We start from the raw sequence: 12,925 nt of genomic DNA on the forward strand, positions 1-12,925 counted from the left end.
AAAAGCTCTTCTGCTTAACTAATTTTGAGGTTCTTCAACGAATTATTAAAAATGAAAAAGTTAATACTAACCCTTATTACCCTAATCAGTTTGAGTGCTACAGCACAGCAAACATTTAAGCAAATAGCTTACTGCGTACCTTCAACTCCTATGGAAGAAATACCTTTCGGGTATTTGACCCATATTAATTACTCCTTTGCCATTCCGGCAAAAACAGGAGATACCCTGATTCCTTTGAAAGATGACACTTATCTAAAGCAATTGGTCAAAACTGCTCATACCAATAATGTTAAAGTCTTCATCTCCATCGGTGGCTGGGGCATTGGCGATGGTGGTGGCAATGACACCAGATTTCACAAAATGGCCGAAACGGCTAAAGGAAGATCAACTTTCATTAAAAGCACCATGGACTTTGTCAAAAAATATAATCTGGATGGCGTAGACCTAGACTGGGAATACCCAGATCCAAACCACAGATCAGCTGAAGACTATGTCGCTCTTTGCAAAGACCTTCATACCCAGCTACATGCCGCTGGAGGTAAAGAATTAACGGCAGCTGTAGTTTCTAAAGGAAACCAAGCCTATGGCATCAAAAAAGAGGTCTACCCTTATATGGACTGGCTGAATATTATGGTCTATGATGGAGACTATGGGCCGGAAGAACTTAAACATCATTCACCATATTCTATGGCTGTAGAATGTATAGATTTTTGGCTCAACGAACGCGGTCTTCCAACAGAGAAGTGTGTTTTAGGGCTTCCGTTTTATGCCAAGAAAGGTCACGGAAATTTCGGTTTTACCTATAAAAAATTACTAGCCGAAGGTGCCAGTAAATATGATGACTACTGGAACGGACATTACTATAACGGTATTTTCACGATCAAAAAGAAAGTAGAGCTGGCCATCGACAAAAAACTTGGAGGTGTCATGGTTTGGGAAATGAGCTGCGATACTACAGATGACACCTCACTTTTTAAGGCGATCAATGAAGTTGTAACGGAGGAATTTGCAAAAGGTAAGTAACCTTAAAATCAGAAACTGATGTAATTATTTGAGTTGTGCAGAGTTATAGAATAGATATTTCGATATGTTTGAGCAGCATAAATTAAAATTAAGAAAACTCATGAAAGCCAAATTAGCCATTCTAGCCCTCCTTTTTGCCTTTGCAAGTTGTAAAGAATCTGACGATCCTACGCCTTCTTCTCCCATAGAAGGAACATGGAAAATTCAAGGTGTAGTTCTTACAGATGCCGATGGACAGGAGACTAATTTCTGGGCATTGTACGTGGCCTTTTTCCCATGTGCCGCAGAAATCACTTACACATTTGATAACGGAAACTATACGACCTCAGTACCTGAAGGATGTGTGGATGAAGATGGTGAGACCTTGGCTCTTTTATCAGGAACAGGTGGTACTTATACTTTGACTGACACTACAATTTCAGTAGACATAGATGGTAGCACCTTACCGGGCAATATTACTTTCAGCGGCAACACGGCTACAGTAGTAACCGTAGATCCGGATGATATTACCAGTACTTTGACCATCACTTTTGTGAAAGCATAAGCCTTTCAGGCTTGTTTGTTACAGGAAGAGAATTCTCTATTTTTGGTTTGACAAAACTCAAACCCTAATGAAAAGAGTTCTCTTCCTTTTTTTATGCCTTTTTGCAGTACAACTTCAAGCTCAAACATATGCTGAAAAGCTTGGCTTCCCGAAAGGCTCCAAAGTACTGATTCTGCATATAGATGATGTAGGTATGAGCTTTGACTCTAATAAAGGGGCTATAGAAGCCATAGAAAATGGAGTGGCCAATAGCCTAAGCATGATGATGCCCTGTCCGTGGATTTCGGGGTTTCTACCTTATTTAAAAGCCAACCCTGAGACCGATGCCGGCCTTCATCTTACCCTAACATCTGAGTGGTCTCAATACCGATGGGGTCCTTTAGCAGGCAAACCAGAGGTACCCGGATTAGTGGATAACGAAGGAGCCCTTTGGCCTTCTGTGGCAAAAACGGCCGGCAATGCATCTCCAGATGAAATAGAATCTGAAATAAGAGCCCAGCTCGATAGATCAAGAACCATGGGTTGGGAGCCAACCCACCTTGATAGCCACATGGGCACTCTATTTGCCAGACCTGATTACTTAGAAAGGTATATCAAAGTTGGTATGGAAGAAGGAATACCCGTAATGTTTCCTGGCGGACATAACTCTATGATTATGAAAACTACAGCAAATAGTGCTCTGGATATCAAAATGACCACCGCCATTGGGCAAAAACTTTGGAATGCTGGTCTTCCTGTTTTAGATGATCTCCATAATGTTTCTTATGATTGGAAAGGAGAAGATCGATTGACTAAAAATGACCTCCAAGTCTATAAAACGGAACAATACATGAAGACTATTGATGATCTGGAACCGGGAATAACCATGGTCATCATGCACTGTACCTGGCCTACTGAGGTCTTTAAAGAAATCACAGATTCTGGAAAAACCAGAGAGGGAGACATGCTTGCCATGACTGACCCCAAATTTAAAGCGTACCTTGAGCAAGAAAATATCATTCTAACCACCTGGCGAGAGCTTAAGAATAGACGTGATCAGATAAAGTAAGGATCATTAGTACAACCTATGCCTAAACTAAAAGTAGTACTCATAGATGATGAAAATCACTGCAATGAAACCCTGGAGTATTTCATCAAAAGAGACTTGCCAGACCTTGAAATTGTATCGGTTTTTACCAAACCACTAGAGGCGACGGAATACCTGTTAAATCACAATGTAGATTTAGTATTTATGGATATTCAAATGCCCAAAATGACTGGTTTTGATATTCTGGAAAAAATACCTGACGCTCCGTTTGATGTCATATTTGTTACGGCCTTTGACCAATACGCCATACAGGCCATAAAGTTTTCAGCACTCGATTATATTCTTAAGCCTGTTCAGGCAGACGAGATACAATTAGCCGTTAAAAAGGTCTTATCAAGAACAAACGCCAAAAATAGAAATGAACTTTACCAGAAGCTTGTAAACTATATTAAATCGGGTGCCGGCGAACTAAAAAAAGTCTCTTTCCCTACTTCCAATGGTTTGATCTTCATCTCTACAGAACAGCTTATGTGGTGTGAGGCAAGCGGCAATTACGCTACCTTAAAATTGATATCGGGAGAGCAGTACCAGGTCAATAAAAACCTCAGGTACATAGAAGAGCTTTTAGACTCCAAAGAATTCATTAGAACACATAATTCATATCTGGTAAACCGCATTTATGTAGAAAGCTACGTAAAGGCAGATGGAGGTTACCTTGAAATGAAAGACGGAAAACAAATCTCCATTTCAAGAGGTAAAAAAGATGAATTACTGGAACGCCTTCTCTGACCATACAGGCAATAAACCCTGCAGTATATACAGTAAAGCGAGCCGACAATACATTAATTCATCCACGCTCATTTTGAAATTGTATGTTTATTCAGTGAAGAGGATTTTTTTCATAACCCTATTTTTACTCAGCTCGTTTGTCTCCCTGGCTTATGAAAGTGATACGCTTGTGGTTACGGCAAATCCCAATTCTGAAGTGATTGGAGATAAGGCAGAGTATTTATGGACTGACCCTTTTGTCAATTTAGACAGTGTAAGAAAAAAAGAAGATTGGCAGACATATCATAGAGAAATTGAAAGTGTAGCCGGAAAAGCCCTATGGGTGAGATTTACTTTGAAGAATCTCAAAGAGGGTAACCCAGAGTTTTTTGTTGCCTTCCCAAATCAAGACAAAGCCACAGCATACTTTCTTACCGATACCTTCCAAATAAAATCTACAGGTAAACTTGTACCTGGAAAAGCTCTGAAAGGTATAGAATTCTCTGACTTCTCAAGCTACTATCTTCCCTATGGTAAGACGGCAGAAATATATCTAAACATGCTACCGATGGATGGTCAAAAAACAGGACTGACCATTTTCCCAAAAAATACCGTAGGCACATCGTTCTATTTTGGCTCTAAAGATCGTAAAGACTACTATCTTCAGACTTACTACGCTCATAATATTAACGAGTTACAGATAAGAAATCTTTATCAGGGAGCTTTATTGCTAATGACCCTTATTTGTATTTTCCTTGTTATTCAGAATAAGGGCAACTACCTTTTCAGATACTATTTCCTGTATGTATTTTCAGCTTTCATGTATTCACTTCTGCAGAGCCGTGGATATACTTACGTCGGGCAGTTTTTTCAGAACTTCCCTTACTTTAAAAAGTACGGTTCTGAAATATTCTTTTGGCTAGGTCTTACTGGTTATTTTGGATTTGCCCTGGAACTTTTAGGTCTTAGAAATAGCAAAAACAAGGCACTCCCATTTATTAGATTTGTCAGCTTTGGAGGATTAGCATTTGGAGTAATTTTCTACTTCATCGAGCTCGTTTATAATAATAATGCTCTTTATGATGCGGTAAAGATTTATGCCAGGATACCCATAATCATATTCTACATCTGGTTCTTATTTCACCTGACTAAAATCAGCAGAAGAAATCATTTATTGAAGTTCATCATTATCGGCAATACTTTATTGGTTTGTTTAGCCAGTGTTGCCTGGATCAAGGATATTTTAAATCTCAGAGACTGGCCGGGGGTATTAGATCATATCTTCACCTTACCCCTCGCGGTAATTTTAGAGATCGTAGTTTTTGCTCTAGCAATGATCAGAAAACTGCAGGATGATCAAAAGAGAATTGCCGAATCTGAACGCATGATCATGGAAACGGAAATGCTGGCTCTCCGCAGTCAAATGAACCCGCATTTCGTTTTCAATAGCCTCAATAGCATCAGAAATCTGGTGATGAAAAACCAAAACGATAAGGCTATTGATTACCTTTCAAGGTTTTCAAAACTGGTTAGAACAATTCTTCAGCAAACCCAGCAACAAACCATCAGTCTTAAAGAGGAGCTCGCCACGCTGGAACTGTACGTCAAATCAGAATCTGATCGTTTAGATAGCCCTATTGACTTTAGTATTGATATAGATGACCGACTGAATAGTAGCGAAATCGTGTTCCCTCCTATGCTTCTTCAGCCTATGGCCGAAAATGCCATATGGCATGGACTTCAACCCTCATCTAATGAGTTCAAAAAAATTGAGGTACGCGTTAAATTGATGCAGCCAAAACATCTTCAAATCACCATTTATGATAACGGAATTGGTCGTAAAAGATCTGAAGAAATAAGAGCTGAGAGTAATAGCAGCCGCATATCCCTAGGGTCTGAGATCACCATGAAAAGACTAAGACTTTTCAATCAAAAGAGTAAGTCTCAGATCAAATTCCATTACCCAAATATGGGTAACAGGGAAGGTACAATAGTCTGTTTCGACTATATCTCAGCGACCGTCTTCGAGTAAAGAAGTTCTTTTCAAGACTTTGAAAATCAAATAGAAGACCATACCACCTATGAAAGCATAAAACCAAAAGTTCTTTTGCAATGCAATTTCACAAGTAAAGGTATACACTTTGACCATATCAAACAGCCAGAATAGGCCAAATAGGGCCGCGATACCATTCTTCTCTTTCTTCAATACCTTTTTTAAGCTAAAAGGATATTTCGGCTTTTTCAGGCCTGTGAGTTTAGGTACAAAGGCTGGTCTACCCAGTGCCCAGTCAGTATATTTCTCACCAAACTTACCTCTCAGAAACGCCTCTTCAGCATACATGATTCTTTCATAGTAAACCCAATAGGTTAAAGTGAACGCCACTATAAACCAGAGGTTTGCTGTCAGCATGGCCACTCCAAGCCACATGAAATAATTGCCTACGTACAAAGGATGACGTACTATAGAGTAAATACCAGTTTCATTCAATTCATCGGCCACCTGACCTTCAGCAGTATTTCTCCCTGAGGTGTTTTTAGGCGTAAAGCCAACTGTAAAAACTCTGATAAGAAGACCGAAAAGGCCCACGCCTAAAGAGAAGAACCAGTAGTTTTGAGAAAACAGTGTTTGGTTCTCCTTCAGAACCTCATTGACAAAAACAGCAAGAGCTACCAGCAAAAAAATGATTGGAAAATAGCTACGATATCTGAATAGAAAATTACCCTGACTCTCGAACTCTTCTTTTAAGGCCATAAACCATGTTAAATTTGGGGCACAAAGGTAGTTTTTCTAATCCAATAAACCTTTCACCGTTTCTGAAAGACTCTTTCTTTTTGGTTTAACTTGATCGATCTGCATTTCCCAGTCCATAGAGGCTGCTAGCTGCTGCATCATCACCTTCAATTGTTTGTTCGCACTTTCAGAAAGGTCGCTCTCCATGGCTTTTTGAAGCATAAGTTCACGAGCTTCATTGATAATCAAGGTATAATCTTCATTCCTGAATTTATGAAAGAGCCCCTGATCAATATCATAGAACTTATATTCGGGGTCTATGGATAGTACTTCGGCTTCGGGGAAATACTCAATAACAACTTTTTTCTTTTCGCCGTCTACCCGCCATTGGAGTTTAGAGAAATCAAAGCCCATCGCCACCTTCGCCTTGGCTACAATTAAAGCCTTTTTATTTGACTCAAAAAGCCCCCAGAAATTCTTCTTGCTGTTATGATCATAGATTTCGGTAAAATATCCTTCAGCTAAAACAACTTTAAACACCTTCTCTATACGCTCCAGCAATACATTAGACTCTACCTGCAGCATCTCCTTGTGCTTTCGCTTTCGCACACCGTACCTCCAGCTGAAAATTTGCCAGGTAGCAATGGCTCCTATGGCTATCGCCAAAATAAATAAGATAGATTCCATGAGTTGTTAGATAATAAACTTTGCTCTCTAAATGCCTATTTTTGGGGAAAATTACAAATAAAGGAGATTGAATCAGAAGAAAAAGGTAGTGATCATAGCCGGCCCTACTGCCGTAGGTAAAACGGATTTATGTATACGATTAGCTCAAAAATTCAATGCCGAGATCTTTAGTTTTGACTCCCGACAGTTTTACAGAGAATTAAACATTGGCACCGCCAAACCCACACCAGATGAGTTAGCAGCTGTGAAACATCATTTTATCAATAATAAAAGTATTGAGGATGATTACACCGTTTCAGATTTTGAAAAAGAAATCCTGGATAAACTTGAAGCTTACTTTGAAAGGAAGGATCTCGCTATTCTGACGGGAGGCTCCGGTTTATTCGCCAAGGCCATTACTCATGGTTTTGATCCAATACCTGAAATTGATTCAAGCATACGAAACCAAATAGAGGAGAATTTAGAAACGCATGGACTAACATTTTTGGTAAACCAACTAAAAGATCTGGACCCTGAGTATTGCTCAACTGCCGACCTCTCAAATACTCAACGAGTAGTAAGAGCATTGGAAGTTTCGCTATCTACAGGAAAGCCTTTTTCAGAATGGCATTCTCAACAAGCAAAAGAAAGACCATTTGAAATGCTCAAGATTGGTCTGGAAAGACCAAGAGAAGAACTTTACCAAAGAATTAATAAACGCGTAGATCTGATGATGGAACAAGGGCTTTTAAACGAAGTAAAGTCGGTTTCAGCATTCAGATCAAAGAATGCCTTACAAACGGTAGGTTATAAAGAACTGTTTTTATCCCTCGATGGTGATATAAATTTAGAGGAGGCCATTGAACTCCTAAAAAGAAACACACGTAGATACGCCAAGAGACAGCTCACTTGGTTCAGAAATCAAGATAAGTACAGTTGGCATAACCCGCTGAATGACAATAAGATAGAAATTGAGATTAAAAATTTCTTAAAAAAATAATAGTTAGACAAAACTTTTAGAACCTCGAAGTCGTTTCGCATTTGTATGTAGTTACAGATAAATTTTACTGGCTACACCTTTAAACTCTTTTAAATAAATAAGAAAATGAAAAAACTAAGAATTTTTGCTTTAGCTGCACTTGCCAGCACCGCATTTTATGCTTGTACTAGCTCAGAAGAAAGTACAGAAGAAACGACTGACGAAGCTGTTGCTTTAGCTGACGGAACCCACACTATTAGTGTTGATGGCAGCGAAGTTAGCTGGAAAGGCGTTATGCTTGGCGTGAAGGAGCACACTGGTACTGTTCAGTTAACTGAAGGAACTGTAGAAGTAACTGACGGTGCTATCACGGGAGGTTCTTTCACTGTTGACCTTGGTCAAATTGTACCAACTGACTCAGCATATGATGAAGAATCAACAAAAGAAAAACTGGTAGGTCACTTATCATCTCCAGACTTCTTTGATACTGCAAATCACCCTACTGCTACTTTTGTGATCACAGGTTCTGAAGGTACATCTGTGATGGGTGACTTAACTATCAGAGGAATCACTCATCCTGAAACTGTAGAAAACGTAGAAATTCACAGCGTAGATGGAGTTACCAACATCAAAGGTGACCTTACTTTTGATCGTAAAAAGTATGACGTTAGTTTCGATGTACCAGTGAAAGACATGGTCATCTCTGATGATGTAGAATTACAGGTTTCTGTAGTATCTATGAAGTAATCATAAAGACACTTCTTCAAAAGCCGGTTTCAAACGAAGCCGGCTTTTGTTTTTTATACCCACGCAGTTTGTACTTTTGCACAAAGCACCAGACTATGACCAAAATTATCATCGCTATTGATGGCCACTCTAGTTGTGGCAAATCTTCCACCGCTAAAGGAGCAGCTGCCAAACTCGGTTATACCTACATAGATACTGGTGCCATGTACAGGGCAGTTACCCTATATTTCCACCAAAAGCATATTTCGCTTACCAACGAATCTAAAGTGCTCAAGGCCTTAGATGATATCAATATTGAGTTTAGAACCGATAAAAACGGCAAAAGTCTCACTGTTCTGAATGGAGTAACCGTGGAGGATGAAATCAGAAAACTGTATATCGCAAACAAGGTAAGCCAGGTGAGTGCTTTAGGAGCAGTTCGTAAAGAAATGGTGGCTCAGCAACGCAAAATGGGTCAAAAAAAGGGCGTAGTTATGGATGGCAGAGATATTGGCTCGGTTGTCTTTCCAGACGCCGAACTCAAGATTTTCATGACGGCAGATCCTGATATTCGGGCTCAGCGAAGACAAGCAGAATTAATGGCAAAAGGCGATTTAATGTCTTTTGAAGAAGTCTTGGAAAATCTCAAAAAAAGAGATCATATAGACTCTACACGTAAAGAAAGCCCTTTAATTCAGGTGCCTGATGCTCAGGTCATTGACACCTCAGATATGACACTTGAGGAGCAAATAGAAATGGTATGCATCATGGCAGAAAACGAAGTCAAAAAACTGGCATCTGCAGCATGATAGACTACCTCATAGTAGGCCAGGGAATTGCCGGAACCACGCTGGCTTTTCAATTGCTCAAGAAAGGAGTCACAGTTCGCTTAATTGATAATCCTAAACTCCCCTCCTCCTCTAAAGTGGCCGGAGGTATGTTTAATCCTGTTACAGGCAAACATCTGGCAAAAACGTGGCTTGCAGATACCTTATACCCCTATCTATTTGAATTTTATCCGGAAATCGAGAAGCTGACCGGAGGCCAGTTCTTTCACCCGATCCCTATTTACAGACCTTTCAAAAATGAACATCAAAAAGCTCAATTTGAAAAACTAATTCCCAAGCATGACATAGAGCATTTTTGTCAAATCATTGCTCCGCAAAAAGAGCTTGAAGGAAAAATCAACAATCCTTTGGGAGGAGTATTAACTTCTCAATGCGGAAGGCTTGATGTGGAACAATATTTAGATTCGTCTAGGCAGTATTTCGATAAACTTCGAATTATCAATTCGGGTCAATTCGAATACGATTCTATGCACATTGAAGAAAATAAAATATCATACCAAAATATTGAATACAAGCAAGTTGTATTCTGTGAAGGGTATCATGCTGTACAAAATCCATATTTCAATTCTCTTCCATTTAATGCGGTCAAAGGTGAAACGTTAGACATTAAGCTAAATACAGAATTACCTCAACAAATTATCAATCAAGGTAAATGGCTCATGCCAGTAAATAAAGGACTATATAAAGCAGGGGCTACCTACTCTTGGCATGAACTTGACGCTATACCAACAGAGAAAGGAAGAGAGCAGGTAATTGAAGGTATAGAGAAGTTTTATTTAAAGGGATATGGGATTAAAAACCATAAAGCTGGCGTGAGACCAGCCACCAAAGATCGCAGACCTTTTTCAGGCAGACATCCTCAATATAAAAACCTCATAATTTTCAATGGATTGGGCACCAAAGGAGTTTCACTGGCACCTTATTTAGCCCAGAACCTGGCAGATCATTTAACAGAAGGAAAAGAAATCGATCAGGAGACAACCATTGATAGGCTGAATGCGTTATATTAGAAATCTGATCTTTTCTGGTTTCTATGAAAAAAACACTGAGTATCCTTCTGCTATTTGTCAGCCTAAGTGCACTATCACAAGGCTATTATGGTGTATCTGACGTAGAATTCGGACAAAACAGACTTCAACTCAGAAAGCTCAACTGGAAGACGATCAACAGTAATAACTTTGAGTTTAATTACTACCGAGGCGGTGACGACCTAGCCAGAAAGGCGGCCAAAATTGCTGAAAGCGAATACAGGAAAATCACTGAGGTTTTAGGCTACACGCCTTTCACCACCATGAAAATCTTCCTTTATAATAACGAAACTCAGCTCTCTCAAAGTAATATTGGTCTAACCAGTCCTATCTTGTACGATGGAGGAATCCTCAATCTCTCTCGCTCCAGAATAGAAATTCCCTATACAGGAAACGACAGTACTTTTCATCAGGAGCTGGTAAGAGAAATCGCTGGTCTTTTCGTTTATGACATGCTCTATGGGGGATCGCTAAAGGAAGTTCTTCAGAGTTCTCTGTTGCTTACCGTTCCGGACTGGTACATTGAGGGTATCTCGGCTTATATAGCTCAAGAGGGCCTTACATCTGATCAGGTAAGCGAGGTGAGAGCTGCCATAGCCAGAAATGAAGGAAAGAAAATCAGCAATATCACTGGAAAAGATGCAGAAATTATTGGTCAGAGTATCTGGCATTATATTGCGGTAAGATACGGTAGAGATAATATCTCAAACATCCTCAACCTAACCAGAATTATTAGAACCGAGCAAAGTAGTATTACCAGTACACTAGGCGTTTCTTTTAAAAGGTTTACAGAGGAATGGAAAGCATTTTACAAGACTGGTGGTAAAGGTACTCAACAAATGGAAGAAGAGGAAGTTGAAGAACAAACGCCAGTAGTTCCTGAGCTAGATAAAGCACCGCGACTTACAAATTTACGTCCAAACGAGATTGACACTGAGTACTACGAGTTTGAAGAAGTTAACGTACTAAAATCTAAAGAGCAGAGTACAGAGGCTGAAGTAGAACATAGTAGCACATTTAACAGGAATCGTCTGAACCGGTCTCCCGAAGAGCTCAAAATATCTTCACCGAGAGCTTACGAAAACCTCCTCATCACACAGGATCTAAAAACAAACTTTTATAACGATCCTGTTCGAAGGTTAGGAATGCATAATAGCATAGCCATTAACGATCTTCTTGAGAATCATGTTTTTGAATTTGACTTATTCATTACCCCGAGTATTCAAAACCATGATCTGGGAGCCAGTTATATGAACTATGAGAAGAGAGTTGACTGGGGCTTTAGCTTTAAAAGAAGGTCTATTGTGCTTGAGAATGTCAACCAAAAGCAATTTTACCTCTTCAGACCATTAAAGATCTTACTACCTGATGCTTCTATTAATAGAAAGATTCTTCTTCACGAATTGCAAGCTCATTTGCATTATCCATTGAGCAATAAATTAAGAGCAGAGTTTACACCTTCCGTATTCTTTAATAATGATATTGACCATTTTGAACTTAGTAAGGAAGCACTGAGCACCACCTACGCGGGTATGAACGCCTCTTTGGTTTACGATAACACCACTCAGGTCTCGAGTATGGGCTTTCTGAATGGAACCCGAGCGAGACTAGCTCTAGATGGAAATGTAAGCTTCTCTGATGAAAGTAAGAACTTCAATAGATTAACTTTTGACGCAAGACACTACCAGCCTTTGGTTAAAGGCATACAGCTGGCGGGTCGTTTGACCTACGGGAAGTCCATGGGGAATAGCCCCAAATACACTTTCCTAGGAGGGATGGAAAACACGCTTAACAGAACTATACACCCTACTCCGGGGCAGATACCGGGTGAACCAGGCGATCTACGTGATATTGTATTCTATAACTATCCGGGCAATCTACGCGGTTTTGATTTTGCGAAGCTTTATGGTACCAATTACCTTTTGACCAATATCGAACTTAGACTTGCCCTTGGGCAGTATTTTCCTCAAAATTCCCTCACCTCAAGTGTGGTCAGAAATCTTCAGTTAGTACTCTTCAATGATATAGGGACAGCTTGGAATGGAAGTAAGGGTCCATGGAGTAGACAGAACAGTCTTAACACTCAAATAGTGGGAGATGGCAATCCATTTTACGCCGTCGTTACCAACTTCAAAAACCCATTTTTGATAGGTTATGGAGCAGGAATAAGAACGACCATACTGGGCTTCTACCTAAAAGCTGATTATGGATTTGGTCTAGAGAATAAAGAAGTTGGTCCCGGTAAATTCTACCTATCATTGGGTCACGACTTCTAGATACTACTCGGAGTTAGCATAATTTATACCTACAAAAGGACTCTTCGTATACCTCAAAAGGATCAGTTGAAATATTTGGCACAATTTTAGTTTAATTTAAAACTGGCTTCGTTTTCCATTTTTTGAATTATCTTCTCTAATTACCACTGATTTAGGAATTCTCTCCTCATCTACTTAAATTGCTCTTAAAGAGACTTTTATACTACTTTCCTCCGATCTCTTTGGTAATTATTATTAACAATACGGCTTTGGCATAGTTTTGGTGTTTTAGGTATTGAATTATACCCAATCCATTTTCGGGAGGTGTAA

Annotated in this window: 12 protein-coding genes; 10 read left to right on the forward strand and 2 right to left on the reverse strand. The window is 39.6% G+C overall.

Annotated elements, in window-relative coordinates:
• The first annotated feature begins 51 nt into the window (after positions 1 to 51).
• The 5 genes from ACUXV0_RS07850 to ACUXV0_RS07870 all read left to right on the forward strand — a co-directional run bounded on the left by ACUXV0_RS07850 (position 52) and on the right by ACUXV0_RS07870 (position 5,394).
• On the forward strand, positions 52 to 1,023 hold the full coding sequence (locus tag ACUXV0_RS07850; RefSeq protein WP_446192529.1) for a glycosyl hydrolase family 18 protein: 972 nt from the start codon (positions 52 to 54) through the stop codon (positions 1,021 to 1,023).
• 100 nt (positions 1,024 to 1,123) lie between these two features.
• A complete protein-coding gene (locus ACUXV0_RS07855; RefSeq protein WP_446192530.1) occupies positions 1,124 to 1,567 on the forward strand; it encodes a hypothetical protein in 444 nt (147 codons plus the stop codon).
• 67 nt (positions 1,568 to 1,634) lie between these two features.
• The gene (locus tag ACUXV0_RS07860; RefSeq protein ID WP_446192531.1) at positions 1,635 to 2,615 is read left to right on the forward strand and encodes a polysaccharide deacetylase family protein; all 981 of its coding nucleotides are present in this window, start codon (positions 1,635 to 1,637) and stop codon (positions 2,613 to 2,615) included.
• Positions 2,616 to 2,633: 18 nt separating this feature from the next.
• Complete coding sequence (locus ACUXV0_RS07865; protein ID WP_446192532.1) at positions 2,634 to 3,383, forward strand: LytR/AlgR family response regulator transcription factor; 750 nt, start codon at positions 2,634 to 2,636, stop codon at positions 3,381 to 3,383.
• A 94-nt stretch (positions 3,384 to 3,477) separates the two neighbouring features.
• Positions 3,478 to 5,394 (forward strand): sensor histidine kinase, encoded by a 1,917-nt coding sequence (locus ACUXV0_RS07870; protein ID WP_446192533.1) that lies wholly within the window; start codon positions 3,478 to 3,480, stop codon positions 5,392 to 5,394.
• Here ACUXV0_RS07870 and ACUXV0_RS07875 read toward each other — a convergent pair.
• Positions 5,374 to 6,114 carry a methyltransferase family protein gene (locus ACUXV0_RS07875; protein ID WP_446192534.1) on the reverse strand — a complete coding sequence of 247 codons (741 nt, stop codon included), beginning with the start codon at positions 6,112 to 6,114 and terminating at the stop codon, positions 5,374 to 5,376. The two genes, ACUXV0_RS07870 and ACUXV0_RS07875, sit on opposite strands and share 21 nt — an antisense overlap.
• A gap of 36 nt (positions 6,115 to 6,150) precedes the next feature.
• On the reverse strand, positions 6,151 to 6,780 hold the full coding sequence (locus ACUXV0_RS07880) for a DUF4230 domain-containing protein (protein ID WP_446192535.1): 630 nt from the start codon (positions 6,778 to 6,780) through the stop codon (positions 6,151 to 6,153).
• 67 nt (positions 6,781 to 6,847) lie between these two features.
• On the opposite strand from ACUXV0_RS07880, the gene miaA reads away from it, so the two are divergent.
• The 5 genes from miaA to ACUXV0_RS07905 all read left to right on the forward strand — a co-directional run bounded on the left by miaA (position 6,848) and on the right by ACUXV0_RS07905 (position 12,616).
• Positions 6,848 to 7,759, forward strand: a complete 912-nt coding sequence (miaA, locus tag ACUXV0_RS07885) for a tRNA (adenosine(37)-N6)-dimethylallyltransferase MiaA (protein ID WP_446192536.1) — start codon at positions 6,848 to 6,850, stop codon at positions 7,757 to 7,759.
• Between the two features lie 105 nt (positions 7,760 to 7,864).
• Positions 7,865 to 8,485, forward strand: coding sequence for a YceI family protein (locus ACUXV0_RS07890; RefSeq protein ID WP_446192537.1), 621 nt, complete (start codon positions 7,865 to 7,867; stop codon positions 8,483 to 8,485).
• Between the two features lie 95 nt (positions 8,486 to 8,580).
• Positions 8,581 to 9,273 carry a (d)CMP kinase gene (gene cmk, locus ACUXV0_RS07895; RefSeq protein ID WP_446192538.1) on the forward strand — a complete coding sequence of 231 codons (693 nt, stop codon included), beginning with the start codon at positions 8,581 to 8,583 and terminating at the stop codon, positions 9,271 to 9,273.
• Positions 9,270 to 10,322, forward strand: a complete 1,053-nt coding sequence (locus tag ACUXV0_RS07900) for an NAD(P)/FAD-dependent oxidoreductase (protein ID WP_446192539.1) — start codon at positions 9,270 to 9,272, stop codon at positions 10,320 to 10,322. Before cmk ends, ACUXV0_RS07900 begins: the two co-directional genes overlap by 4 nt.
• 23 nt (positions 10,323 to 10,345) lie before the next feature.
• On the forward strand, positions 10,346 to 12,616 hold the full coding sequence (locus tag ACUXV0_RS07905) for a hypothetical protein (RefSeq protein WP_446192540.1): 2,271 nt from the start codon (positions 10,346 to 10,348) through the stop codon (positions 12,614 to 12,616).
• Positions 12,617 to 12,925: the final 309 nt, after the last annotated feature.

This window comes from Jiulongibacter sp. NS-SX5, from assembly GCF_052828545.1.

Excerpts from the sequence above, each read along its gene's own strand:
- ACUXV0_RS07850 (WP_446192529.1), top strand. The coding sequence starts at position 52 with ATGAAAAAGTTAATACTAACCCTTATTACCCTAATCAGTTTGAGTGCT.
- ACUXV0_RS07855 (WP_446192530.1), top strand. The coding sequence starts at position 1,124 with ATGAAAGCCAAATTAGCCATTCTAGCCCTCCTTTTTGCCTTTGCAAGT.
- ACUXV0_RS07875 (WP_446192534.1), bottom strand. The coding sequence starts at position 6,114 with ATGGCCTTAAAAGAAGAGTTCGAGAGTCAGGGTAATTTTCTATTCAGA.
- ACUXV0_RS07900 (WP_446192539.1), top strand. The coding sequence starts at position 9,270 with ATGATAGACTACCTCATAGTAGGCCAGGGAATTGCCGGAACCACGCTG.
- cmk (WP_446192538.1), top strand. The coding sequence starts at position 8,581 with ATGACCAAAATTATCATCGCTATTGATGGCCACTCTAGTTGTGGCAAA.
- ACUXV0_RS07890 (WP_446192537.1), top strand. The coding sequence starts at position 7,865 with ATGAAAAAACTAAGAATTTTTGCTTTAGCTGCACTTGCCAGCACCGCA.
- ACUXV0_RS07880 (WP_446192535.1), bottom strand. The coding sequence starts at position 6,780 with ATGGAATCTATCTTATTTATTTTGGCGATAGCCATAGGAGCCATTGCT.
- ACUXV0_RS07865 (WP_446192532.1), top strand. The coding sequence starts at position 2,634 with ATGCCTAAACTAAAAGTAGTACTCATAGATGATGAAAATCACTGCAAT.
- ACUXV0_RS07860 (WP_446192531.1), top strand. The coding sequence starts at position 1,635 with ATGAAAAGAGTTCTCTTCCTTTTTTTATGCCTTTTTGCAGTACAACTT.
- ACUXV0_RS07905 (WP_446192540.1), top strand. The coding sequence starts at position 10,346 with ATGAAAAAAACACTGAGTATCCTTCTGCTATTTGTCAGCCTAAGTGCA.